We start from the raw sequence: 25,154 nt of genomic DNA, 5'->3' as shown, positions 1-25,154 counted from the left end.
TCAGAGGTTCCACGTCGTGCGGAAGCCCGTTTCGGCTGAGCGGTCCACCACTTCGACGCTCGCGCCGATGCTGTCGATTCGGTGATAGCTGAACGCCCGGCCCAGTGGGCAGGCGTCGAACACAGTTTTTCCGACGCCGTCCAGAGCCGTACGGTCCAAGTCCATGTCGTCGGACCAGAACCCGAGGTGGTGGAATTGCGGGCCGGTTGTGCAGTCCCATGGACTGCCCTGTGGTCCCTCGATCAGCTCGAAATGTGGAGCGGCGACCGAGAATACGATGCGATACGTCCACTCACCCAGCGTGCCTGCGCGTGGCGCTCGCCAACGTGCACCGGTCGTCGTCGACAGGTCCGACATCGCCGCGTCGAGATCCTGCACGGCGAAGCACACGTGGTAAAGCTCCATTCAGGCTCGGCCCGTCGAGCGCAGTTCGTAGCGACGTTCGGCGTAGTCCAGATCGTCCTTCCACAAGCGCGCGGCGGTAAAGTTCATCGCCGGACGCAGTAGCCCGGATGCCTTGCGCGCCATCTGGAATCCCGGACGATCGGAGCTGGCGATGGTGGCCTCGATAACTGCGGTACGCGGCGTGCCGTCGGCTGCTGGGGCGAGCGGCGTTGCATGCGTTTCGACGACGCTGCCCGCGCCTTCGCCGTCGAGGATGCGCATGACGATGGTGCGGGGACCGGGGCAGACGAACTCGGCCCGTACCGGAACTCCGACGCCACGACTGACTCGGAAGGTCACGTCGACGAGAAAGCGATCGTCCTCGTCGGACACGTCGATCTCGGTGGGTGCGCTGACCACCTTCAATCTCGCGAACGAGTACGGGTGGAACCACGCGCCGTGCCAAGGATCGAGACGATTGGCGATGATGTCGTCTGGCTCGCACTTGCCGACAAGGGTGACCACGCCGGCGATGGCGGTCGAGGCGGGCGGACGGATCGGGACCACGGGGACGGGCGTCGGCTCCTCACCGCCGAGCTCGTCGAGGCGCACCCACACCAGAACTCCGTCGTCGAATGCGGGAACCGGACGCCAACCCGCCTTGCCCTTCGGGCCGAGGGCCAGACCGTGCCAGCGGCAGACCAACGTGTCGCACTCGATCTTCGCGGTGTCCAGCGCAGCGCCGAGATGCGGACACGCGCCGGGGCCGATGTGTACTTTGCCTGCCGAGTCGCGCCAGGCAACGAGTTCGGTGGTGCCCACGTAGCGTCCGAACGGCTTATCGGCCTTGATGTCGCGACTGGCGGCGAACACGAACCAGTTGCCCGAGGTCCGCGTCTTCGCACGCTTGAGAGCAGACTCGATGACCTGGGGATTCGCACCCTTCCAGGTGGGCTCCTGCTTGGCCCACGACTCCGACGGCAACGGCTGCAGAGGCATCGTCTTCGGCCACCGTCGTCGTACTGCATCCAGCGCGGTCATTGCTGCTCCCAAAGTCGTCAGTCGTGTTCCTCTTCCATTGTTCCCGTTCCCCGGTACTCAATGTGACATCTGGTGGCCTTTTCGGGGGTCAATGTCACATCGAGTGGACTTGGGGCGTCGGTGAACGGGGGGAAGGGGGCAGTACGGGAGATGGTGACCCCATGGGACGGGCGGGTCCACGCATGCGTCGGCGGTCTCGGGCCGTTCGAGTCGACTGCTGTCAGTGTCCACAATTTGGCCCAAGGAGCGGGATTCCGTGGTTGCAGGCGAATAGTGGACGCTCAGGTCAGTTGGCTCTAGGTATCGACCACCTGGCCACGCCGTATGTCGATGGCACCCAGGGGGAGATCGCTAATGCGGCGCGATCGGTTGGTTGCCGTGTCGGGAGTGCACGAAAGGTTCGGTGGCCGGGTCGCCATTGTTTCCGTTCCCCGGTACTCAATGTGACATCTGGTGGCCTTTTTGGGGGTCAATGTCACATCGAGTGGACTTGGGGGTCGGTGTTCGCGAGCGGGGGGGCGGATGTGGTTCGTATGTGGATGGTCAGTTGACGCCGATCCAGCGCAGCCCCGCAGTGGTTGCCGCTGCGGCGATCACGATGACGACGAAGGGTGCCTTTCGCCAGGCGAGTATGCCCGCGACGGTGACGCCGATCGGGGCAGCGAAGCCCGCGAAGTCTTTGCCCACGAGCAGGGTGGAGGTCGCGACCAACGCGACGAACACAACGGCAACCGAGGTATTCATGACCCTGTCGATGCGTGGCGAGATAGTGATCCGTGTGCGCAGTGCCGGCCCAGCGATGCGGAGCGCGTACGTGCCGACAACCAGTGCAATCAGCGGGATCGTGAGGTTCATGCGGGTTCCTTCTGCGGGCCAGGAGCAGTGGAGAGCATGGCCGGAACGACGGCGATCAAAGAGAGCAGCACCGGCAGTCCACTGGGCAGGAACATCGAGGCAATCAGGGCGATCACTGCGCCGGCGAGGGCGGCGTTACGGGTAGCTCGGTCTCGTAGTGCGGGCATGATCAGTCCCAGCAGGATGGCCGGGAATGCGGCGTCGAGTCCGAGCGCGGCGGTATCGGTGATCGCGCCACCTGCGAGCGTGCCGATCAGGACCCCGATGTTCCAGGTGGCGAACAGTCCGATTCCGCACAGCCAGAACGCTGTTCGACGGTCGCCCTCGTCCTTTTCTGCGACGGTGAAGGCGACGGCCTCGTCGGTGATGAGGTGCGTGCCCAGAAGCCGCTTCAGCGGTGACACGTTCTCGAACACAGCTCCTATGGAGAAGCCGAGTGGAACCAGTCGAGTGTTGGCGAGCAACGCGCTCGCGACTGCGGCGACGGGGTTACCGCCGACGGCCAGTATGCCGACGAAGATGAACTGTGAGGAGCCCGCGAAGACCACCAGCGACATCACCACCGGTAGCCACAGCGGCAGGTCGGCGGCCACTGAGATCGCACCGAACGAGGCTCCGACGAGGGCGTCGGCCAGACAGACCAACGCGATGTCGCGGATGTTGACCCCCTGCAGGGTTCGCCATGTCGAACGCATGATCGTTATAGTGGACGATGTTAAGGTGTTCGTCAAATCAAACGTACGTACCGATGGAGTGAACGAATGGCGGATACCGGTCCACCGATAGCAGCTATCGCCGCAGCCCTCCAACAGGAACGACGACGCGTCGGACTCTCTCTGGCCGAGGTGGCCCGCCGTGCCGGTATTGCGAAGTCGACTCTTTCGCAACTGGAATCGGGAACCGGGAACCCCAGTCTCGAGACCCTCTGGGCGCTCAGCGTCACCCTGGGCGTGCCGTTCTCCAGACTGGTCGAGCCCGCGAGGCAGTCGGTCCGGCTGATCCGTGCGGGGGAGGGGCCGAGATTCGCGTCGGACAGAGCGGACTACACGGCAACGCTGCTGGCGTCGTCACCGCCGAACGCCCGACGGGACATCTATCTGATCAGCGCAGACGTCGGCGAGCCGAGGCGCTCGGACCCACACTCGCCGAATGTCGTCGAGCATGTGGTGCTCAGTGCAGGACGAGCCCTGGTGGGGCCGACGGGGGATGCCGTCGAACTGGCTCCGGGCGACTATGTCGCCTACCCGGGCGACGTGCCGCACATCTTCGAGGCGCTGGAGCCGAACACCATGGCAGTGATGGTCACCGAACACAGCTGACGTGTGGGGAATAGTCGGCGACGACACCTCGTTGGACTCTTTCGACGGCGTTCGCTTGGCAAGCCCCGGGCCTCACCCCATTTGTCGCTTCGAGCGACCACTCGCCGAGAGGCGTTTGCAGCGGACGTCGTCCCTACTTTTGTCCGTGTAGCGAAGGGACGAGATTCATGACAGCCAAAACGTGGTTCATCACCGGTACATCCAAGGGATTCGGCCGCGAGTGGGCGATCGCAGCCCTCGAGCGTGGGGACCGGGTCGCAGCGACTGCTCGCAACACCGACACCCTGAAAGATCTCGTGGAGCAGTACGGCGACGCGATTCTGCCGATCGAACTGGATGTGAACGACCGCGCCGCTGACTTCGCAGCCGTCGAGCTGGCGCACAAGACATTCGGCTCACTCGACATCGTCATCAACAACGCCGGCTACGGCCAGTTCGGCATGATCGAGGAACTCTCCGAGGAAGATGCTCGGGCGCAGATCGAGACCAACGTCTTCGGAGCGCTCTGGGTTACGCAGGCGGCGCTGCCGTTCATGCGTGAGCAGGGCAGTGGCCACATCGTGCAGGTGTCGTCCATCGGCGGAATCTCGGCGTTCCCGAATGTCGGTGCGTACCATGCCTCCAAGTGGGCCCTCGAGGGATTCAGTCAGGCGTTGGCGCAGGAGGTCGAGGACTTCGGTATCCACGTGACGCTGATCGAGCCGGGTGGGTTCTCCACCGACTGGTCCGGGCCGTCTGCCAAGAAGTCCACCGACATCGCCGCGTACGACCCGATTCGGGACAAGGCTGCGAAACTGCGCAGCGCCCGGCAGGCAACTCCTGGCGATCCGAGTGCAACACGGTCGGCACTGCTCAAGGTGATCGACGCCGAAAAGCCGCCACTGCGAGTCTTTTTCGGCGATGCACCGCTGCAGATCGCCACGAAGGACTACGAGTCGCGACTGGCCAACTGGCGCGAATGGCAGCCCGTGGCCGTCGAGGCACACGGAGGCTGATCGTTCAGCGGACCTGAGGGTTCGCGATCACATCCGATCGGCGGCTTCCCGCACACGGGCAACGATCGTGAACAATCAGGTTCGGCTACAGCCACCCGTTTTCGCGTGCGGTACGGATGGCCTCGAGTCGACTGGTCGAGCCCAGCTTGGTGATGGCACTGGAAAGGTAGTTGCGCACGGTGCCGGGGCTGAGAAACAAGCGCTCAGCAATGGATTTGGTAGACAATCCCGCGTCGACCAAACGCAGTACGTCGAGTTCGCGGTCGCGCAACGGATTCGGTCCGGCGCGCAGTGCCTCGGCGGCCAGGGCTGGATCGATCACAGTGTGTTTGGCGACGACGGCTTTGATGCCGTCGAGCAGATGCAGTGCATCGGTGGACTTGAGTAGATAGCCATTCGCGCCGGCAGCGAGAGCGTCATGCACATGTCCGCTACCGGGTAGCGCGGTCAGCAGCAGAACCGGAATTGCGACCCCTGCTCCACGCAGGTCGGCGGTGGCCTCGATACCGGTCATCCCCGGCATGTCGATGTCCATCAGGATGATGTCGGGATTCAGCTCGGCAGCGGCACCGCGTACTTCGTCGCCGCGGGCCACTCGTCCGACCACCTCGATGTCGGGGTCGGTGGAGAGCAATACCTCGAAGGCTTCGGCGAGCAGTGCCACGTCCTCGGCCAGCAACAGCCTGATTGCCACTTACTCTCCCTTGCTCAGCGGTATTCGAGCCAGCACGACGAATTCTCCGCCAGAGCTGGAGTCCGCGGTGAGTTGCCCCCCGAGTTGGGCGACCTGATCTGTCAGATCTGCAATTCCCGTTCCCGAACTGCTGATCTCTCCATGGGTGACGCCGTCGTTGGCGAATTGCAAGACATGCGACTCGGACTCCACCGCTACGCGCACCGAGCAACGACGCGGATGCGCATGCTTGAGCATGTTGGTCGACACCTCCCGCACGATCGCCGCGAACACCCGATCGACGTCCTCGTCCTCCGGCGGCTCGACCTCTGCATGGCATACGATGTCCAGTCGGGCGCACATGGCTTCGACCGTCGCGAGTTCGGAGGCCAGGTCGGCCAGGATTGGCCCAGTCGTCAGCCGCCGGAGATCCGCCTGACCGGCGCTGAGTACCTGATGCACGTGATCCAGTTGCTCGCGCGCACGTTCGGGGTCGACGCTGAACAATTGGATCGCGGCTTGATTTCGAAGCAGGGCGGTCACGAGAGTCCGGCCGATGACGTCGTGCAGATCCCGCGAAATTCGGTGCCGTTCGGCGTCCACTTGCAATCTGGCAACCTCCTCTCGTGAGGCATGAAGTGCGATGAGTGATCGAGCGAGTTCGGAGAAGGCGATCAGGACCACGGCCAATCCGACGGTCCCCAGCAAGATTCCGAACGCCTCGAGCTCGTCGTCGCGATCGGCATAAACGGTGGCTGCTGTGACGAGCGCAAATACGCCTCCGATGGCGAGCCCCGCCCACCGTCCCCGGACCAGAGTTGCGGCGATAGCAACCGAAATGCAGCAGGTCTCCCACGTTTCCGACAGCGGGATGTTGATGATGCCGAGCGGAATTGCGACCCACCCTGCAATCCTCAACCTCGGCCCGACGTAGTTGTGAGCGAGTGCGTACTGCGCCAGGGCCAGGATGGTGCCGACGAACACGACGATCGCAGCCGCCACCACAGCGACCGGTACCCCGGTGTCGACGCGACGATCGACGATGTTGGTGAGCCCCAGGAATGAAATGAGCACGACGACGAGCCACGTCGCAGCGAAAGCGACGGATTCGCTGGGGTATCTGTCGCGGGAGCGGGTACTGCCGATCTGCGCTGTCACGGTGGCTGCTTTCTCGGGAATCGACTCGCACTATCGATCACCGGGCCAACCCTATCGGCGCAGGAGAGCAGGTCGGTCAGACGCACCAACCGTTGACCGAAACCCCGCTCATGGCGGCGACGATGTCGATGGAGTCGGCGGACTTGTCGACGGTGAGCTCGTGCAGTTCGGCGATGTTCATGATCGGACCCCTCGTTCGTGTGGATGTGACACCGAAAATATTGCCGAAGTGAACCCTCTGAGCGGCAGTACCTGCCATCACGTGTTCCGTATGACGCGTTGAGTACCGCGAACATGACACCCGTCATGTCGAGAACCCGCAGCTCGACGCGAATGCGGCTACCGGATCGTGTGCGAGAGCTATCAGTGCGCCGGCGGCTCCGGTTGCGAGATCCGTTGTGTACCTCGCATTCTGGTCACCCTTGAACATGATATTGCCGTCGACGTTGCCTACGGACCAGCAGAGCCGTCGAGTGAGCTCGGGCAAGTACGGATGCTCGCCCGTCGATATCGCGTGTGCGGCGACGGCCAATCCTGCTCGGCCCTCGTACAGTCCGCCGAACGCCACGATCGGGGTCGCCGCTGCTGCCGAGAGTCCGGCCACCGTGTCGGCGTCCATCTCGATGCCGCACATTCGGGCGGCCACCGCCACCCCTCCGCTGCCGCGTCCCAGGTACGGCAGCAGCACGCTGTCCTGTCGACCGTACAAACCGCTGGCTCGCTGCTCGCACGTGCGCAGGTCCCAGTCCAGCGCTGCCGCAGAGGTAGCTCCGGTATCGCCGTCCAGCAATCTACCGAGAGTGTTTGCTGCACAGGCGACTCCCGCGCCACCGAATCCGATTCCAGGGATGTGGTCGACGGGCCGACTGCCCGACGTCGGTAGGGACTCGGTGAGCTCGAGCGCTCTGTCTCGGAGATCGTCGCGTCCTGTCGCCCGGGCGATACGGGCGTAGGCGAGAGCAATACCGGAGCTACCGTTGCGCCACCACGGCCCAGAGGGTTCGGGTCGGCCGTCGTCCAAGCGGGCGAGTACGCACTCGGCAGCCGAGGTGTTCCCGAGTTCACAAAGCGCCCAGGCAATTCCGTGTCCACCGTCACCGAATCCGGAGGCCAGCTGCGGCACCGCGTGTGCCGCTTTCGCCAGCCACTCCACCGCGGCGTCGAGAAACGCGCGGTCCGCTCCGCAGCGTTGCAGTTCGACGAGTACCCCAGCCGTCCCCCACAGCAAAGACAAGCCCGCACCGAGTACGTGGAATCGTCGATGGTCGACGGGAAACAGCGAATCCCGGGCGTCGAATGTTGCAGCGCTGCATATTCCGGAAACCAGTTCCGTAATAGTCGGCACCGGCAGTCTGTCACGATGCGCGGCAAGGCCGAGATCGGCCCGGGCTCCGGCCAGCATGTCGGCGCGCACCGCCGTCGATGTCGCGTTCGCCGCAGCAGGATGCACCAGCGCATCGGCGATGTTGGCTACGGCAGCGAGATCGCCCCGCGGAGTGGGAGGTCCTCCGGACGAGTAGCCAGCCGCCGCGATTCCGCGAGAGCACGAGACGCCGTCGATCGCACACGATTCGAAATCGATCAGCGTCGCCGAACCATTCTCCTGCATAAACACATTGGCCGGATGCACGTCTCCGTGCGCGACACCTGCGGCGTGCACGATGTCGAGTGCCCGGCGCACGGCGGCGAGAACGTCGTCGATCCACGCGACGTACCCCGAGGCCTCGACGTCGATACCGGGAATGACGGCGGGATGACGGCGTGCTTCGTGATAAACGAGCGTGCCGACCCCTACGTCCTGCATCACGAGGAAGTCGCTGGGCCCGATGGATCCGTACCAGATCGGCTTGGGCGCAACACCTCTCCCTGAGAGTCGTTGCAGTGCAGAATGTTCCTGCGCCAGCCGGATGGGCGATGCAATCCCGTCGAGATCGAGGCCGGCGCGATGACGAGCTTCTTTGACGACGACGGCGCGTCCGTCGTCCCACGTACCGCGGTAGACGCCACCCGCATTGGTGCGATGAATCAGCCGCGCGTCCCGCAGCGGCAGAGTTGCCGCGGTCAGGGTCCGGCGATGCTCGGCCGCCACTGCATCGGCGAACGGGTGCGGGGGCGACTCGCTGGCCGAGCCCCGACGGTCGTGCTCGAGCTCCCCACCGCGACGCATGGCCGGAACCACGCCGTCCCCGGTAGCCAGCCACTCGCCGACGAACGCGCCGAAGCGCAGGTGCACCGTCGAGGTCCCGATTCTGGGTTCACCGACGATGGCCGGCCCCTCGATACCGTCGAGCGCGTCCACCAGTGCCAGGCACAGATCCTCCAGTGCGTCCAGCTCGGGATAACACACCACGACCTTGCCGCTGTGGGCCGTGGGCGCGAACTTCATCTGCAGCGCGTGCACGAGTCCGGACGAGCGGAGGTGCTTGAACTCGACACCGTGATCGACGCACACGCGAGCGGCGAGTGCGATCGCTCTCGCCGCGTGATCAGGATGTGCGGAGATGTGGACCTTCCACCCGCAGTGCGGCAACGGGCGCGTAGTCGATTGTGACTGCGGGCTGTGTGACCGCCACGGCCCGCTGTTGCTCGAAGTCCACTGCGGGGGCACCGCGGGATCGGGAAAAAGACCCCGCAACCAGGGCGAGTTCTCCGCCCAGGGCGGCGCGAAGAAGTGCTCGTGCCCCAGTGCGAAGAACCCCCAGTCGACCCCCATGCGGTCATCGTTACCTGTGCAGACGAGTTTCGCAACAGCAACAGGGCCAGGTGGTCGGTATCAGGACTCGGTGCGGACCTCGGCCCTGGCCAGCGCGAGGGCGGGCACGAGCGTCACGGCAGCGGCACCGACGAGCCACCAGCTGGTCTGCGCAAACGCCCCGGCGACCAATCCGCCGTGCTCGGTCGCGGCCCGTGAGAGTACGAGCGAGACGATCGCGGCCGCCAGGGCGCCGCCTATCCGTTGCAGCAAATTGAGCTGAGCTGCGGCATCGGCGATCGACTCGGCGGGGCTCGACTGGTACGCCCTGGTCATCACCGCGACAACCGCAAGGCCGATGCCCGCCCCTCGGACGACGAGCAGTCCGCACAGCAGCGGATAGGACGTGTCGTCGGACAGGGTGACGAGCGGGACGGTCGCGACGAAGGTGGCGACGATACCCACGATCATCGTGCGGCCCGCGCCCCACCGCCGCATCAGACGCGGGCACAGACTCCCCGAGATCACCACGCCGAGACCCGCGGTGGAGAGCAACAGTCCGGTGGTGACACTGGATTCACCGCGGGCAGCCGAGAAATACAGCGGAATGACGACCATCGGGGCGTAGAGCAGAAAGCCGAGGAGAAAGACGTTCACCGAGGCACGAGCGAAGATACGATGACGCATGAGGCTCAGGTCGAGCAACGGGTGTTCGATTCGGTTCTCCCGCAACACGAACAGCATCAACGCCACTGCACTGATCACCGCGAGCCCGGTAACCCGGATCCAACGCAGCGAATCGTCCTGCGACAGAGCGGAGATGGCGGAGACGGCGCAGACCGTCGCGATAGCACCGGTCACCAGCCCGAGGACATCGAGGGGTCGAGGGCGTCCAGTGGGCCTCGGTCCGACGACGAAGGCTCCGATGCAGGCGATGCCGATGCACACCGGGACATTGAGCCAGAACACGGCGGGCCAGCCGCCGACCTCGATGAGCAAACCGCCCACCGTCGGTCCCAGCAGAGGACCGATGAGTTGGATGCTGCCGTTGAGAGCCTGCACGCGAGCGAATTGCTCACGGGAGACATCCCGCGCGACCAGAACGGTGGCCAGGGGGATGATGATTCCTGCTGCGGCACCGGAGAGTACGCGCGAAGCGACGAGTAGTTCGAGGGATGGACTGAGCGCGCAGAGCGCAGAGCCGATGCCGAACAACGTGATTGCGCCGAGATATGCCCGTCCGGCACCGACGCGGGCGGCGAGCCAACCGGCCAGCGGCATCGCGGCGACCAACGCCAAGAGATACCCGGTGACGATCCATTGGACCTTGTCGATGGTGCCGAACCGTTCGGTCACCGAATGCAGCGCGACGTTGACGACGGTGGTGTCCAGGGTCGCCAGCAAGGTTCCGGCCAGGGCGCAGGCGATGGTGACGCGGGCTCTGCGTGAGGGCGCGGCCTCGGCGGGCGCGGCTGCGGCCGTGTCGGATTCGAGTTCGACGGTGCGGATTGTCATCGGATACTTCCTGGGTCGGCGGAGTCGCTGCCCGGCAGAGCCGCGGCGTTCGCGGCACCTCCGAGGGCAACGGATGCGGAGTTCAGCAGGGTCAGGCACAGCTCTGGGTCGTCGTCGCGCCGGCAGCCGAGGGTCAGTACCGTCGACCTCGACGTCGTGACGGCACTGACGAACATCGACGCGTGCGGCACGACCATCGGCAGTGTACTGATCGTCATCGGGTCGAAAGAAGCTGTACTGAAAAGACTCTCGTCGATGCAGCCGTGGTCGGAGATGATCGCCGTGACGGGATGCCCACCAGGGGAGTCAGTGCCCAGAGCGGAGTCGAGGGATCGGGCGAAGCCGTTGGAGGCGCGATAGTCGCTGCGGTACGGGTCGAGTTCTCGGCCGCGCATCAGGGCCATCAACACTGCGCCCTGGGCTGCCCGAGCGTCGGTGTCGCCGGTGATCGGAATCGCGATGGGAGACGACAGGTTGGCGGTGGACCGGATGCCGGGGCTGTGCCGTCGCAGATCGACGGGAATCGACACGGTGCCCGCATCCGATCGCAGCGATTTCGCCACTGCTGCCACGATGTGTCCGACTACCGGCTCGGTGACCGGTGGCAGTTCGGCTCGATACCAGCGGGCTGTGGTCTCGTCGCTGCTGCCGCTCCGACGAAGCGGTGAAGGCCGTGACTGCGGTGCCGGCGAGGGCGTACTGCGCTTGCCGAACGTCGGTGCTCGACGCGCAACGTCGATATCGGCGTCCTCCGACGGAAAGCCCTGGGCCTCTTCGCCTCGTAGCTCCCGAAACACATCGGCGAGCCAGGCGGTGAAGCCGTGCCCGTCGGTGACCGCATGATCGACCACGGCTGCGATGCGGGTGCGCGCGTCCGTGGCCACAGCTGGATCGGAATGCCCGACGGCGATGCGCACCACCGGGCCCTCGGTGATGTCGATCGGATCGTGAAAGAACGTTGCGCCGGAGTGCAATCGATCGATCGGCAGATGGGTGACCACCGGTAGAGGACCGCCGCCGTGCCAGGTGGCGCCGCGCCGACGCACCGACAGTCCGGGGGCGAGGGCGAACGCCGCCGCGACTGCCGCGTCGAATTCCGCCGGGTCGATCGATCCGGTGCCGTCCACCACAAGGCGAATGAGTGTATTAGCGCCGAGGGTGCGGGCGTTGACGTAGGTGCGTTCCACCCGCGAGAGCCGTCGACGATACCGGTGGTCGAGTACTGCTGCGGCGCTCATGCTGCCTCCTCGAATCTGGGCGAACCGTCGATCACGCTGCAGCGCAGCGGTAGTGGTTCGGAGGTGACAACTGCCACGGCGCTGCCGTCGGGCCTGACGTCGGTGTGGACCCAGTAGCCGTCGTGCATGAGCCGCCAGCCGGGGGCTGCGTCGGGCAGGCGCACTCCGTGAAACGTCTCCTTTGTCAGATGCGAGGCCTTGATGAGCGCCTCGCATTCGGCGAACTGGGCGATGGTGCACGGACCGCGTAGTCCGACCAGCTCGCCCAACCACGCCAACGCCAACGGCCGAGGGCGCGAATCCTGCAGGTCCACCCCCACCGGGGCGCTCGGGTGCAGAGCCACGACGGCATCGGCACCACAGTGCGCCACCGAGGCATGCAGGCCATGATCGGCAACGGTCCAGCGCCGCAATGCATCCGCACGTATCGATCGCCGGTCCGGCGCCACGCCGTCGCGGCACTGCACGGCCGTAGCGATCAGACCACGACCGTGCAGTCGGACCGGATAGCCTGCGCGATCGCGTGGCAGAGAGCCTCGGCGAGAGGAGATCACGTCGATGACGGCAGAGGTCCTCACGAGAGCCTCCGGGCGACCAATGCGGCGTAGCTGCCGCCGTATGCCTGCGCCGACACCAGTACTCGGGAAGGGCCCTCGGGCATCGACAGCGCGGTCACCAGACCGATGGCGGACGAGGAACCGAACGTCTCGCCCGTGGTGTTCTTGAACAGATGCCGAGCCGAGTCGGCGAGTCCCGTTGCAGCAAAAGCAGAGTGCTCCGCACGGGACAGTAGATCACTTCCGACCGCCGAGGGAACTACGGCATCGACGTCGGTAGCGTCGATTCCGGCCTGCTGCAACGCGGTCGACATCGCCGAGCTCCAGTGGGCACCGTTCGGGTCTATTCGTCCGACGCCGTCGGTGTCGCCGGCCGATCCGAATCCCTGGAGCGCCGCCACCGGAGACACTCCGCGCGCCGTAGCGGCGTCCTCGGACTCGACGAGAAATGCGGCGCATCCCTCGCTGAGCACCATGCCGTCGCCGGTCTCTGCCTCCTCGACGCCGCGATATCCGGGGAACCCGGCCACGGTGCGAGCAGCCATCTCGGGGAACTCGTCTGCGACGACGACGAGGATGCGCTTGGCGGCCCCGCGTTCGATGACTCGGTTGGCCAGGTGCAGGGCCGCGATCGCACTCGTTCCACCCGTCGAAATGGTGGCCGTGTAACCGCGAAAGCGATTGAGCATGGCCAGATGTCCGGCTGCGGCGTTGACGACGGTGTTGGGGAACACCAGAGCATTCGCCCCGGCCGCGCCGTGTTCGACGATGCCGCGGTGGAAATCCGACACAGCCGTCGTCGGGCCGTATCCGGTCGCGAAGATCACGCCGGTTTCCTCGGCCTCGGCGCGCGTGAGCTTGCCGAACTTCTTCAGTAGGTCGTTGGTAGCGGCCGCCGCCAAGACACTGAGCGGATCCATCCGACGTAGCTTCGCGGGATTGATGCCCTTCGACAAACCGCGAATATTCGCTTTGCCGAACAACATCGACTTTCCCTCCGAACCGATCGTCTCGACCCCGAACAACGCCGTTCCCGACGCCACCGCGGCCACCGTCTCCTCGGTGGACGTGGCGGTACCGGCGATGGCAGACATCCCCGTGATGACCGCGGTGGTGCGGACGCGGCGCGGGGCGATGTGCTCGTTGCGTGTCTGTCCGGCGCGGGTGATGACGAGCGAGGCGTTGTTGCCGCCGAAGGCGAACGAATTGGACAGCACCACATCGGTCTTCGCTGACCGTCCGATATCGGGGACGATGTCGAGGCCCGTTGCTCCCTCGAGTCCGCGGGTGTTGACGGTGGGTGGTTGAAGATCGGTGGCGATGGCCAGGATGCAGCACACCGCCTCGACGGCTCCGGCTGCGCCGAGGGTGTGTCCGATCATCGACTTCGTGGTGCTGGCGGGTGGCGCATCCTTGCCGAACACGGCCCGAATCGCTTTGGGCTCCACCACGTCGTTTGTCGGTGTGCCGGTGCCGTGCAGGTTGACGTAGTCGATGTCGTCGGCGTGGAGTCCCGCTGTGCGGAGCGCCTCGGTGATCGACCGAGCAGCGCCCTCGCCGGTGGGGTCGGGTGCCGTCTGGTGGTAACCGTCGAGCGTGAGTCCGTAGCCGGCGACCTCGGCGATGACCCGAGCCCCGCGGTCACGGGCCTCGTCGGTGCGTTCGAGAATCATGAACCCCGCGCCCTCGCCGAGCGAGATTCCGGTGGACGCCGCCATCGGAGAGCACGGTTGAGGGTCCAGAGCACCCAGGCACGTGAACCCGTGGGCCGACAGGGACGCGAGAGGGTCGACGCCGCCGCAGAGCACCACGTCCACCTCGTCGTTCCACAACAGTTCGGCAGCGTAGCCGACGGCAACGGCACTGGCAGCGCAGGCATTGGACGTCACGATGCGGGGGCCCGAGATACCGAACTCTCCCGCGATCCAGTCGGCGACACAGTGCAGCTGCGAATTCGCCACGGCCACATGATCGAAACCGGACGTCTCCACGAAACGTCGGTGCTCGGCCTCGAGGGTAGGCATGGCCCCCAGACTGCTGCCGACGACCACGGCGACGCGTCGATCCGATCGCGCCGGGTCGAAGTCGGCGCCGGCGAACGCCTCGCGGATCGCACGTTCGGCCAGGGCGTAGCACCGGTCCAGGTCCTCGCGCAATGGCGCTTCGACCATGCCAGCCCATTCGGTACGTAGTTGAGATGTGTCGAAAATGGTGTTGATGCGGATACCGGACCGGCCGTTGGAGATGGCATCCCAGCATTCCTCGGTGGTGGCACCTGCGGCCGTGATGAGCCCGACGCCGGTGACGGCGATCTCCTGATGTGTCATGTCATCTCCTTCAATAGGTTCGGCGATCTCGGTGATCAGGCCGATGCGCCTGCGCTGGAGCGCGAGAGCACACGGGGCAGGGTGACGGTGACTGCGGAGACCTCGTCGATCGTCACGTCCAGCGCTGGAACGACGAACGGGTCGTCGAGCAGTGCGAACGCGAGCTCCTCGGTGTCGTTGCCTGCCGCTGCAGTCCAGACGATCGTGCCGATACGCTCGCCGTCGGCGATGACCGGCGCTCCTGCGGCGATCCGGATACCGGGGGCAGTGACGACCGGGGTCAGTTTGGGCGAGTCGGCCGCCGGGCGAACGAGCTCGTCCGAACCGAGGAATTCGCCGATGCGCTCCCAGTCGACGATCCACGACAGATCTGCTTCGGCAACGCTCAGGGTCGCGAATCCGTGGTCGTAGTAGGGCATTCCGGCCTCGGCTCGAACTCGCGCCAGCCCGTCCGGACCGACCGCGCCCCCGTCGACCGCCGTGGCCAGTTCCACGAACTGTGCCAGATCGGCTTCGCCGTCGGTGGTGAGTAGCAGATAGCCGTACTCGCCTGTCGTACCGACTCGGGCGAGCCGGCCCTGCCCGTCACCGGACTCACGCTCGACGTCGACCACCGAGTGCAAGAGCAAATCCTCGATGTCGCCGTCGACGAAGTTCTCGGCGACGCGGGGTGCGAGCGGGCCCTCGACCGCGATGGCCGACCAGCCCTCGGGGGCCACGGTGACGCTGACGCCCTCGGGGACCTCGAGTGCGCCGACGTACTCGGTCACCTCCGCGGCGGTGATGGGGGTGCGCGGAATCAGCCACGTGTCCTCGTCGCCCTCCACCTGCAAGACGAGGGCGAACGGTGAGCCGTCGGCGCGCAGGGCGAGTGCTTCGCGAGTGGTGTCCGGATCGGCGAAGTCGGAGGACTTGGACAGGAAGGTGTCGAGCAGGGCAAGACGCTCGTCGCCTTCGAGGTGAATCAACGGAGCGGCGATCGGGTACACGCCGGCAGCTTCGCGGACGATGCGGTAGTCGTTGGTGCTCATGGTCGTAGGCCTTTCGTTGCTGTGAATGGGTTGGTAGTGCTGTCTAGCCGGCGAGGGAGAAGGTCGAGGCTGTTGCCGTGCAGTCGAATTCCCACAATGCGGGAAGTTCCGACGCGGCGGTGACGCATCCGACGAGGAGTCCGGACGAGGTGGCACGAACGAGAATTTCCGGGTCGTGGCCGGTGATGTTCCTGATTCGCAGAGTGACGCCTGCTGCGGTGGGAACCGAGAGCTCGTCGGTCCAGATCTCGAACCGACGGTCGACATCGAGCAGGTTCTCGGGGCCAGATCCGTCGCGGACTCCGATGCACGCTCCACGAGCGACGGTCGGTGTCGACCAGACGACAACGTCTCCCGATCCGTGAACGTCGGCTTCGACTGCGAGAAGATCGTGAATGGAGTCGGTGTGGTGGCGAGCAGACCATCGGAGCAGGCCTTCGTGGCCTTCGAGCCACTGTCCGCGCCGAGTCCATCGCGTGGATTGTGCTGCACCCCAGCCTATTCCATGATCTCGATCTGTGCGACCCGGTTCAACGGTAATCCAGAGACCACCCGAGCGGGCAGGATTGGGTCCGATCGCGGACGTGCGGGGCCACGGGGTGGACAACACTCGGCTGCCGTCCCGCCGCCACCGTGCCAGTACGCCGCGTTCGACGTCCAGTGCGATCGTCGTGTTCGGAACCGCCTCGACCGGCAACGCGGCCTCGACGAGCGATGAGGCCGGAAGCAGCGCCGTGGGCCTCGGGACCGAGGCCTCCACTGTGACGGCGAGTGTCTGCGTGCCCAGTTCCACTCGATGGGCTAGTAGCGTGCCCGTTACCAATCCGCCGCCGCGGATTCCGTTGCAGCGCAATACGACCCCGCGGGAAGAGTCCTGCCAGATCAGGTCCACGTCCGGATCGAGTTTTACTGCAGCCGAGGGTATCTCGGAGGAATCCCGCAGCTCGACACCGGATGCGATCAGAGCCGGACCGTCGCCGACATCTACGGTGCCATGCCGGAGGCCGACTGTATCGAACAGCTCTGCCTGCCACTCGGACCGAGAATCGCCGACGCAGCCCAGTGTGTACGTGCGGCGCACTCCGTCGGGGGAGACCTCGAATTCGGCTCGTAACGTGATGTTCTCACTGCGTTCCTGCACTACGATGGTGTGCCCGATAGCCTGCACATCGAGGATGCGTGGCTGAGAGTCACGCCACCCAGAGAGATGATCGTCGTGCAGATTCGGCAGGGTCGAGGTCAGCAGTGGGCCGGTGATGCCGGCTCGGTCGTCGAACATCCGAAATAGCCCGTCGCGGGTATCGACCGTTGCCCTGATCGACCCGGCCGTCACTTCGACGGACGTGGACTCGATCATTTTCGGCCGCGGCACGATCGGCAGGTTCAGAACGTGTTCGGACCCGCCCGGGTCGGTCACGACCGCTCGATCGACTACGTTGTGCAGTGGATCCACGATTGCGTCGACCGTATACCCGCCGAACCGCAGCCGGTATCGCACGAAGGACATTTCGTCGACCGTCTCGAGATCCTGACCGAGATCGGTGCCGCGCGGGGCAGTCACCGATCCGAACGAGGTGATCGCTCGCAGCGCCGCCCGCGCGGTGTCGTCGAGATGGGGTGCAATGGTACGCAGGACGAGCGGGACGTGGTTGACGAGTTCGACGTTTCCGTCGGCCCCTGCGACAGTGTGCCGCAGGCAGACGCTGCCGACGCGGCGGTAGAGCGAGAACGCTGTCGTATTGGCGGGATTGACCGTCAGCCGTAGGACGTCGTAGCCGGCGTCGAACACCGCCTCCAGGGCAGCCGCGAAGAGTCGGCCGGTGGCCGTCCCGCCGCGCCGACCCGGTGCGAGGTAGAACATGTCGGCTATGACCTCGCGGGGTGCGGTGGTGCGTCGACCCGACGTGCGAAACAGACCGAGGGTGCCGTACAGCTCGGTTCTGTCACCCGAGGTGTCCTCTGCCACGAAAAACGCTACTGTTCGGCGCAATTCGAGTTCGCGAAGAACATCTGTGCCGGTGATTCCCCCGGTGACGCGATTGGGTGAATCCGCTCGTGCGGTGAGCAGGGTGGCAACGCGATCTGCGTCGTCGGGGGTGAACGGTCTGATGGAGGTGTGCGACCCGGTGCTCATGTCACCCCCGCCCCTCGGTCACCACGAGAGAGCCTGCCGCAACCGGCTTGCCGTCCACCGACGCCGTGACATCGACGGAACGCAACCCACCGAGCTTGGCACCGAGGCGAGCACCGAGTTCGAGCATGTCTCCTGGCACGACCAGGCGATTGAACTTCATGGCCCGGATCGAACCGAGATAGCCGACGCCGTCGGCCGGGTTCTCGTCGCCGATGGACTTCTCCAGACTCTCGGCCACATACACGACGGCCACCAGCTGGGCCATGGCCTCGACGATCATGACGCCCGGCATGATCGAGTGCCCGGGGTAGTGGCCGGCGAAGTAGGGCTCGTTGACCGAGACGGCCTTGATGCCGCGGCCGGACTTCCCCGGTACGACGTCATAGGCCCGGTCGATCATCAACATCGGCCACCGATGCGGCAGCATCCGTTGGATGTCGTCGATTCCGAAACTCAGTGTCCGGGTCTTCTGCGTCGAAGAACGCTGCGCGGTGGAATCGATTGTGGGAGCGCTCATCACTGCGTCCGATCGACGATGTGATCGACCATGGCGTTGATGGAGCCGAACGCCTTGGTGTCGTCGTCGGTGATGTCCACCTCGAACTCGGCGGCCACGGCCACGACGAGCTCGAGAGTGTCCAACGAGTCGAGCTCGATACCGCGGCCGAACAGAGGCTGGTTGTCCGACACCAGTTCCGGCGAGGTCTGCAGACCCAGGCGGTCGATGATGAGTTCCTTGAGCCGGTTGTTCAGGGCGAGGCGCTCGGTGGCTGCGGCGCGAGTGGAGGAGCGGGTTGCGGTGGTCATGGTGGTTCCTTCCGGATGGTTGGGTCGAACTTCGTGGATCGATGGGGGGTAGTTGGGTCAGGCGGCGATCATGCCGCCGTCGACGGTGAGGACCTTGCCGGTGATGTAGGACGAGGTCGGCATGCCGAGAAAGACGACTGCCTGGGCGACTTCAGCGGCAGTACCGAAGCGCTGCAGCGGGATTGCGTTTCGGGCGTTCTCGCGCATGGCCTTGGGCACCGCGCGGACCATGTCGGTCTCGATGAATCCGGGGGCGACGACGTTCACGCGAATCCCGCGTCCGGCTACCTCGGCAGCGAGGGACTTCGCCATCGAGATGATGCCGCCCTTGCTGGCGGCGTAGTTGCCCTGACCGGCCCTGCCGGCGACGCCACTCGTGGAGCTGATCATCACGATCGCGCCGCCGGTGGAGAACATGAGCTTCGTGGTCTCGCGGGCGGTGAGGAATGTGCCGGTCAGGTTGGTGGCGATGACGGAGTCCCACTTGCGGGCACTCATCGTCGCGAAGTGGCCGTCGGCGGTGATGCCGGAATTGAGGACCGCGACGTCGAGTCTACCGAAGCGGGAACGGATCTCGCGGAACATCGCGATCACGGCGGTCTCGTCGGATACGTCGGCGGCGATGGTGGTGGCTTCGCGTCCGCGCTCACGGACGGACTCGGCGACCTTCTCGGCGTCCTCGGAACTGCTGCGGTAGTTGATGATCACGTCGCATCCTGCTTCGGCGAGTCCGATCGCCACGGCGGCTCCGATGCCGCGCGATCCTCCCGTCACGAGTGCGACGGGCGGGCGGTCGGCCACGGGGGTGTCGGTCATGAGCGTGCTCCTGTCGAATTGATGGTTCCCGCCACGATGTGTTCGGGCGGGTCGAAGCCGGGAACCTCGGTCCCCAGACCGAGGCGACTCGATCGCTCGAGAACCAGCGCCGCGACGGCGAGGTCGAGGATGCCGAGGCCGAACGGAGAAAACACAACTCCCGCTGGATCCGGCCGGTAGGTGCCTGTGCGCAGGATCGAACCGAGCGTTCCCTGCACGAAAGACAGGTCCGGTTGCTGCTGCGCCGCCAACGCAATCGAGGTGTTTTCCCGATTGACGTGTTCGATGTCGTCGACCACGTTGTGCGAGGACAGAATCGACGCGACCGTAAGATCTCGCAGCGAGACGTGCAGCAGCACCTGGCCAGTCGGCCTGGCCGACGCAGTGAGGGTGAGCCAGGGGGCGGGCGCGGTCGTGGTGACGGCCACTGTGTCACCGCGCTGGATCACCTGCTCGGCGCGGTCGACGACGATGGGTGTCAACTGAGGGAATTCGCGACCGATGACGTCCCCGAATTGCCGGGCCCGGTGGGGGTCGTGGTCGAACAGCAGGGCCGTGTGTGCCTCGGGATGAGCGACGCGAAGGAACCGAACCTGTTCGAGTGCAATGGTTCCGCAGCCGATCACTCCGATCGTCGTGACGGGTTGTCCGGCTCGCAGCGTCATACTGGCCAGCGCCGCTGAGGCCGCGGTACGCCAGGCGTTGATTCTGCTGCCTTCCACGATTGCGCGTGGGTAGCCGGTGTCGAGACCCGACAGGAGCACCAGGGACGAGGCCCGCTGACGGCCGGTGTCCACATTGTGCGGAAACGACGACACCCATTTGACACCTGCGAGGGGCTGGTCCCCACCGAGATAGGCGGGCAGAGCGATGAAGCGTGTGCCAGGTTGGTCGATCGGCCGTACGAATGCCGAGAACGGCAGGTCGGATTGACCCAGATCATGGGCGATGTAAGCAGATTGGACGGCATGCAGTACTGCCATCTCGGAGTCCGCCAGTGCGCGGTGCACATCGTCTGCGGTCATCAGTTTCATCGTCGAAGCAACTCCTCGAGTCGGGTGGATGCGGCGAGTACCGCCGGTATTCCGATGTGGTTCTGGACCCACGCGTCGTCGTAGATCGAGTGCAGGTATCGGTCACCGCCATCGGGCAGGATTGTCACGACGGTGCTGCCTGCCGGTAGTCGAGGCAGGTATGCGGCGATGGCCGCGATCACCGCACCGGACGAGCCACCGGCGAGGATCGCCTCTCGCTCGGCGAGCAGGCGGCACGCGGCCACGCACTCGGCGTCGGTGACGAATACCACGTCGTCGGCCAGATCGTCTCGGAAATGACCGGGCACCATGGTGGATCCATGTCCCGGGAGGGTGCGCCCGTAGTCCGGGGCGGGCGGTGCCACCGAACCGAAGATGGCGCTGCCGCAGGCATCGACAGCCACGATGCGCGTGTGGGCTCCGCTGCTGCGAAGGTGATCTGCGATGCCGCGGAGCGAACCGCAGGATCCGGCCGCCACGAACAACACATCGGGTTCCCCTGTTGCATCGACGATTTCGCGTGCTGTTCTCCTGTGCGCGGCCGCTCCGCTGGGATTGTTGTATTGGTCGAGGCACAGTGCGCCGGGCGTGGACGCCAGCAGCTCCTGGACCCGGAGCAGCCTGGTAGGTAGGAACTCGCCGGTGGCGCGGTCGCGTTCGGTGACGATCTCCACCTGTGCGCCCAGTGCCCGCATGATCGCGAGGTTGGTGTGCGATGCCTTCGGATCGGTCACCACGTGCAGACCGAGGCGGTGATAGGCGCACACCAGCGCGAGCGCGACACCGAGGTTGCCCGAACTGGATTCGACGATCGTGGTGACGCCGGGAACAGCACGTCCCTCTGCCAGGGCTGCCTCGACCATTTCACGCGCCGGTCGATCCTTGGTGCTACCACCGGGATTGGCGCGTTCGACCTTGGCGAGAACGCTGGCGGACACGGTGCGAAACAGTCGGTCCAGTCGGACCATGGGGGTCGAGCCGATCGCAGCGACGATGCCGTCGTGCACGGGGCTGATCGGATGTCGGGTTGCTGTGCCGTCCAGAATTACGGTCATGATGCACCTCCGGTTCTCGGGGGAGATGTCGCCGGCAGCATCTGCAGGCGAATCTCGCTGACGTAGCGGTGCCCGACTGCATCGGCGAGCCAAGAATTGCCCGGTTCGGGCAAGCATTCGGTGACGACGATCGGATCGAGTCGGTGCTGCTGGCGCCGGACCTGATGGACGAACGCCGCCACCAGTGTCGGGCTGTCGAGGTCGAGATAGAGCGGCTTGGTCTCGCCCGGCACCTTCGCGTACACCCGGTTGGGTAGTCCCAGCTGGCGTCGCCAACGGGTGACGGCCGCGAAGTCCTGCCACGCAACCGTTTTGGTGGGCAGAGCGAGTTCGGCGAACGGACTGCGCCAGGTCTGCCGGAACACCACCGTACGATCGACCTCGAGCCGGGGAGTCTTCTGTCCGTGCAGCCCAACCTTGAAGCCGTCGGCTGCGACGATCGACAGTGGTACGGCGAAGGCTTCGGCGAGGGTGAATCGGCGTCCGTCGGGCAGCACCACGAACGTGTGCCCCTCGGTTCGGTCGAAGCGAATGTCCGACGCCGCCACCACCGACCGAGGCTCGCGCGCAGCGGCATTGGTGAAGCCGATCGACGTCTCGTCGTGGCCGCACGTGGTAGGTACGAACCGGCCGGTGTTGCGTTCCCACGTCGATGGCAGCAGCGGGACCAGCCTGCGGACCCTCGAGACGGCGTTGATGGTGTCGCGGAAGTCGTCTGCGGCTCCCAGGTTCCACGTGAACACCGGCACGTCCAGCGAGACCAGGGCGGCGTGCATCTCGCCGAGAATCGCAGTGGAGTCACCGGCCAGTAGCCGATCGGCGTTCTCGGCGACGAACTGAAGATCAGGGCTGTGCGGCAGATCCACCGCGGTACCGGTGAGATCGGTGAATGCGGCCCGTGCCGTCAGTTCGGCCGCGCTGCGCTGGATGACAGCACCATCCAGCTCGCCCGGTTCGAGGCCGATCGACTGCGACCACCGGTCGGCGAGTTCACGGCGAGCGCGGTCGATGCCCGCGCCCTCGCCCCAGAACACCGTCATGGTGCGGGGCCATACCTCGGCAAGAGTGATCGATGTCAGATCGCCGCGGGCCGCGCGGTCGATGATCTCGTCGATCTCGGCGACGACGTAGTAGGCGAGGCGATCGGTGAACCACCGCGCGGCGTCGGCGATGAGTGCAAGAGCGTCGGCATGCGGGGCCAGCGCAGCGGTACCGATGGTCATGGTCACATCGCGGGCCGCGTCCTCGAAGCAGACGCTGCGGGCTGCGTACGACTTCGCCTCGGCGCGATGTGCTTTCACCTCGGTGATTCGCTCGAAGTCGGCCGAAAGTGCGGTGAGAGCAGCGTCGAGAGCATCCGGCGTGCCTGCCTCCGAGACCGCCCGCAGCCCACCGTCGATGTCCGCGAGATCGCGAAGGCAGCGGGCCGCCACGGAGGCGTCGGCGATGCGGAATACGCGGGACTCGAGGATGCGGTGAGCGTCGGCGGTGGTCGGAATTCTGGCGTCCCAGTTCAGTACCTTGCGCCGAACGAGCTTGCGCACTGCCGTCTCCACTGCCGTGGCGTCGAGTGCGAGTTCGTCGGCTATCCGGTCGATGGTGGCGTGCCCGTCACAGCGGAGCACGATGCGGAGGTCGTCCTCGGCGAGCCGGATGCGGCGCGATCCCGATCGGGCCTGTGACCGATCCGTATCGACTGCGACATCTGGGCGCAGGTACGGCGGGAGCCAGCGTCGGATCTGCTCGTCTCGGGACCACGCTGCGCCGATGGCCGCGGCAGCCCAGGCCTCGAGGAAGGTGCGGCGCTCGTGGATCAGCTGCGGGCCGTGCTCGAACTCTCCGTCGGTGCTCTCACCCAGCTCCACCCACGCTCCGGGGCCGAAATAGCCGATGGTTTCCGCTTTTCCGCAATAACGCTGCCAGTACAGGGCAAGTGATCGCAGACGCTGTCGACGCTTGGACGGCGATCCACAGAACGGACTAGCAATTTGGCGCCAGGCACCGCGGTTCTGCCACACCAGTGCGGTGACGAAATCCTCGCGCTCTACCAGGGCCGTCAGACGAGCTTCCTCGTCGTCGCGGGAAGCGGTGAACTCCGCCTCGGTGGTGACGGACGGCCCACCGAAGACGTCGAGGCCGTCGGCAGAGAAGCCTGCGCTGCGCAGATTGGCTGTTCGCCACAGGTTCCAGTCGGTGTTGCCGAGGGCGAGGGTGCGGGCGAAGGGCGGGTCGGTCAGCGCGGCATGCCCGGTGGTGCGCGGAAGTTCGACGGCGGTCACGACGCTGCCCTCTCGGTCTCGTCCGCTCGCGCAGCAGTCACGCCCGCGGCGAACCGGGTGACCGCTTCGACCACGGAACCGTCGGGAACGTGGGAGAAGCTGAGACGAATTCCGTCGGCGTGTTCGTCGGAGAGCGAGAAGTGGCTGCCGCCGACCGTGGAAACGCCCTGAGCTGCAGCATGGTCGACGACCGATGCCGTCGGGTAGCCGTCGCGACGACGCAACCAGATGTAGAAGCCGCCACGAGGGGATTGCCATTCCCACTCGCCCGGATCGAGACGTTCGGCGAGCTGCGCGTCCATCAGCGCTGCACGACGCGCATAGACGGTGCGGAAGGCGTCCACCAGATCGAGCCAGCCGTGCTTGGCGTAATAGCGGCCGACGGTTGCTTGGGCCAGCGGCGCGGGGGAGAGGGTGGTGATCTCGGCTACGGTGCGTAGCTCGTCGGCGAGCGCGGCGGGCGATTCGATCCAGCCGCAGCGCAGGCCGGGCGCGAGGATCTTCGAGAACGTTCCGAGGTGAATCACCCGCTGCGGATCGAGACTGCGCAGTGTCGGGGCGGTGCGGTTGTCGATCGTCACGCCCGGAAAGCTCAGCAACGCATAGGGATCGTCCTCGATCACCGTCAACTCGGCGGATGCTGCCGCCTCGACGATGCCCCCGCGTCGGTCCGCGGACAACGATCGCCCGGTCGGGTTGTGGAACGTCGGATTGGTGTAGAGCAGCACCGGGTGACCGCCCGTGCGGCGAACGTCGGCAGCGACTGTTCGGATGGACTCCGGAGTGGGTCCTTCGCAGTCCGATTCGACTGCGACGGTGTGTAGGCCGGCGGTACGAAACGCCGCGGCCGCGCCCGGGTAGATAGGTGTCTCGCACAGCACAGTGGCTCCGCTGCCGGCGAATGCCAACGCCACGGTGAGCAATCCGTTCTGCGAGCCGGCGGTCGGGATGAGATCTGCCGCGTTCACCGGGGCTCCGCGGAACTCCATGGCCCCGGTGATAGCGGCGGCCAAGGCGTCGGGCATGCGATAAGTGGAGTACTGCAACAGAGTTCGCCCGCCGAGTCGCAGCATGCTGCGCATTGCATCGCTGATGTCGCTGGAGGGAAACAGCTTGGGATCCGGCAATCCGCCGGCGAGGTTGATGGTGTCGGCTACGGTATCGAACAGTCGTGGTAACGACGACCGAGTGGGCCGTGTCGGTGGGAGTGCAGTGGTGAGCATGTGAGATCCGTCCTCGAAGAG

The 25,154-nt window shown here is 65.7% G+C and carries 22 protein-coding genes; 2 read left to right on the top strand and 20 right to left on the bottom strand.

Annotation, left to right across the window (positions count from 1 at the left end; translation table 11 throughout):
• The 4 genes from QM797_RS02245 to QM797_RS02230 form a co-directional block, all read right to left on the bottom strand.
• Positions 1 to 405: a VOC family protein gene (locus tag QM797_RS02245; RefSeq protein ID WP_283273496.1), complete on the bottom strand. Its 405-nt coding sequence runs from the start codon at positions 403 to 405 to the stop codon at positions 1 to 3.
• Complete coding sequence (locus QM797_RS02240; RefSeq protein WP_283273494.1) at positions 406 to 1,425, bottom strand: Rieske (2Fe-2S) protein; 1,020 nt, start codon at positions 1,423 to 1,425, stop codon at positions 406 to 408. It lies immediately after the preceding gene.
• 543 nt (positions 1,426 to 1,968) lie between these two features.
• The gene (locus QM797_RS02235) at positions 1,969 to 2,280 is read right to left on the bottom strand and encodes an AzlD domain-containing protein (RefSeq protein WP_283273493.1); all 312 of its coding nucleotides are present in this window, start codon (positions 2,278 to 2,280) and stop codon (positions 1,969 to 1,971) included.
• Positions 2,277 to 2,975: an AzlC family ABC transporter permease gene (locus QM797_RS02230; RefSeq protein WP_283273492.1), complete on the bottom strand. Its 699-nt coding sequence runs from the start codon at positions 2,973 to 2,975 to the stop codon at positions 2,277 to 2,279. The genes QM797_RS02235 and QM797_RS02230 overlap by 4 nt, the downstream gene beginning before the upstream one ends.
• Positions 2,976 to 3,041: 66 nt before the next feature.
• Here QM797_RS02230 and QM797_RS02225 point away from each other — a divergent pair, with 66 nt between their 5' ends.
• Together QM797_RS02225 and QM797_RS02220 are read left to right on the top strand one after the other, a co-directional pair.
• A complete protein-coding gene (locus tag QM797_RS02225; protein WP_283273491.1) occupies positions 3,042 to 3,599 on the top strand; it encodes a helix-turn-helix domain-containing protein in 558 nt (185 codons plus the stop codon).
• 167 nt (positions 3,600 to 3,766) lie between these two features.
• The gene (locus QM797_RS02220; protein ID WP_283273490.1) at positions 3,767 to 4,594 is read left to right on the top strand and encodes an SDR family oxidoreductase; all 828 of its coding nucleotides are present in this window, start codon (positions 3,767 to 3,769) and stop codon (positions 4,592 to 4,594) included.
• Between the two features lie 85 nt (positions 4,595 to 4,679).
• On the opposite strand, the gene QM797_RS02215 is transcribed toward QM797_RS02220, so the two are convergent.
• The 16 genes from QM797_RS02215 to QM797_RS02140 form a co-directional block, all read right to left on the bottom strand.
• A complete protein-coding gene (locus QM797_RS02215; RefSeq protein WP_283273489.1) occupies positions 4,680 to 5,288 on the bottom strand; it encodes a response regulator in 609 nt (202 codons plus the stop codon).
• Complete coding sequence (locus tag QM797_RS02210) at positions 5,289 to 6,425, bottom strand: sensor histidine kinase (protein ID WP_283273488.1); 1,137 nt, start codon at positions 6,423 to 6,425, stop codon at positions 5,289 to 5,291. It lies immediately after the preceding gene.
• 304 nt (positions 6,426 to 6,729) lie between these two features.
• A complete protein-coding gene (locus tag QM797_RS02205) occupies positions 6,730 to 9,138 on the bottom strand; it encodes a class III lanthionine synthetase LanKC N-terminal domain-containing protein (RefSeq protein ID WP_283273487.1) in 2,409 nt (802 codons plus the stop codon).
• Positions 9,139 to 9,198: 60 nt separating this feature from the next.
• Positions 9,199 to 10,632, bottom strand: coding sequence for a DHA2 family efflux MFS transporter permease subunit (locus QM797_RS02200; protein WP_283273486.1), 1,434 nt, complete (start codon positions 10,630 to 10,632; stop codon positions 9,199 to 9,201).
• The gene (locus tag QM797_RS02195; RefSeq protein WP_283273485.1) at positions 10,629 to 11,870 is read right to left on the bottom strand and encodes a hypothetical protein; all 1,242 of its coding nucleotides are present in this window, start codon (positions 11,868 to 11,870) and stop codon (positions 10,629 to 10,631) included. The genes QM797_RS02200 and QM797_RS02195 overlap by 4 nt, the downstream gene beginning before the upstream one ends.
• Positions 11,867 to 12,448, bottom strand: coding sequence for a 4'-phosphopantetheinyl transferase family protein (locus tag QM797_RS02190; protein WP_283273484.1), 582 nt, complete (start codon positions 12,446 to 12,448; stop codon positions 11,867 to 11,869). Before QM797_RS02190 ends, QM797_RS02195 begins: the two co-directional genes overlap by 4 nt.
• The gene (locus QM797_RS02185) at positions 12,445 to 14,754 is read right to left on the bottom strand and encodes a beta-ketoacyl-[acyl-carrier-protein] synthase family protein (protein ID WP_283273483.1); all 2,310 of its coding nucleotides are present in this window, start codon (positions 14,752 to 14,754) and stop codon (positions 12,445 to 12,447) included. Before QM797_RS02185 ends, QM797_RS02190 begins: the two co-directional genes overlap by 4 nt.
• Before the next feature lie 35 nt (positions 14,755 to 14,789).
• Entirely contained in the window at positions 14,790 to 15,785 is a 996-nt protein-coding gene (locus QM797_RS02180) for a hypothetical protein (protein ID WP_349307177.1), read from the bottom strand.
• A 43-nt stretch (positions 15,786 to 15,828) separates the two neighbouring features.
• Positions 15,829 to 17,919, bottom strand: coding sequence for a GNAT family N-acetyltransferase (locus QM797_RS02175; protein ID WP_283273481.1), 2,091 nt, complete (start codon positions 17,917 to 17,919; stop codon positions 15,829 to 15,831).
• 1 nt (position 17,920) lies between these two features.
• Positions 17,921 to 18,436, bottom strand: coding sequence for a 3-hydroxyacyl-ACP dehydratase FabZ (gene fabZ / locus QM797_RS02170; protein WP_283273480.1), 516 nt, complete (start codon positions 18,434 to 18,436; stop codon positions 17,921 to 17,923).
• The gene (locus tag QM797_RS02165; RefSeq protein ID WP_032378844.1) at positions 18,436 to 18,726 is read right to left on the bottom strand and encodes an acyl carrier protein; all 291 of its coding nucleotides are present in this window, start codon (positions 18,724 to 18,726) and stop codon (positions 18,436 to 18,438) included. The genes fabZ and QM797_RS02165 overlap by 1 nt, the downstream gene beginning before the upstream one ends.
• Positions 18,727 to 18,783: 57 nt before the next feature.
• Positions 18,784 to 19,542: a 3-oxoacyl-ACP reductase FabG gene (fabG, locus tag QM797_RS02160; protein WP_283273478.1), complete on the bottom strand. Its 759-nt coding sequence runs from the start codon at positions 19,540 to 19,542 to the stop codon at positions 18,784 to 18,786.
• On the bottom strand, positions 19,539 to 20,567 hold the full coding sequence (locus QM797_RS02155) for a hypothetical protein (protein WP_283273477.1): 1,029 nt from the start codon (positions 20,565 to 20,567) through the stop codon (positions 19,539 to 19,541). The genes fabG and QM797_RS02155 overlap by 4 nt, the downstream gene beginning before the upstream one ends.
• A gap of 5 nt (positions 20,568 to 20,572) precedes the next feature.
• Positions 20,573 to 21,631, bottom strand: a complete 1,059-nt coding sequence (sbnA, locus tag QM797_RS02150) for a 2,3-diaminopropionate biosynthesis protein SbnA (protein WP_283273476.1) — start codon at positions 21,629 to 21,631, stop codon at positions 20,573 to 20,575.
• A complete protein-coding gene (locus QM797_RS02145) occupies positions 21,628 to 23,910 on the bottom strand; it encodes a lantibiotic dehydratase (protein ID WP_283273475.1) in 2,283 nt (760 codons plus the stop codon). The genes sbnA and QM797_RS02145 overlap by 4 nt, the downstream gene beginning before the upstream one ends.
• The gene (locus QM797_RS02140; protein WP_283273474.1) at positions 23,907 to 25,133 is read right to left on the bottom strand and encodes an aminotransferase-like domain-containing protein; all 1,227 of its coding nucleotides are present in this window, start codon (positions 25,131 to 25,133) and stop codon (positions 23,907 to 23,909) included. The genes QM797_RS02145 and QM797_RS02140 overlap by 4 nt, the downstream gene beginning before the upstream one ends.
• Positions 25,134 to 25,154: the final 21 nt, after the last annotated feature.

The sequence above is a fragment of the Rhodococcus sp. IEGM 1381 genome (assembly GCF_030056795.1).
GTDB lineage: Bacteria > Actinomycetota > Actinomycetes > Mycobacteriales > Mycobacteriaceae > Rhodococcoides.
The sequence above is the reverse complement of the archived record's forward strand: the minus strand, read 5'-3'. Positions and strand labels throughout refer to the sequence as shown.